Here is a 230-nt window from a genome sequence, read left to right as displayed (position 1 = left end):
CTTTATGATTCTCACATAAATCGCGCTACTCATTCCGGCATTCTCACTTCTGTACAGTCCACACGCGCTTCCGCTCATGTTTCACCCCGTACACAACGCTCCCCTACCAACCCTTGCGGGTTCCCAAGCTTCGGTGTCATGTTTAGCCCCGTTACATTTTCGGCGCAGAGTCACTCGACCAGTGAGCTATTACGCACTCTTTAAATGAGTGGCTGCTTCTAAGCCAACAT

At 50.4% G+C, this 230-nt stretch carries 1 rRNA gene; it reads right to left on the bottom strand.

Annotation, left to right across the window (positions count from 1 at the left end):
* Nucleotides 1-230: ribosomal RNA gene (locus tag H9X81_RS11665) — 23S ribosomal RNA — on the bottom strand; the annotation flags it as partial.

It is taken from the genome of Hydrogenoanaerobacterium saccharovorans, from assembly GCF_016901815.1.
Lineage (GTDB): Bacteria > Bacillota > Clostridia > Oscillospirales > Ruminococcaceae > Avimicrobium > Avimicrobium caecorum.
This window is presented reverse-complemented; position numbering and strand designations above follow the sequence as displayed.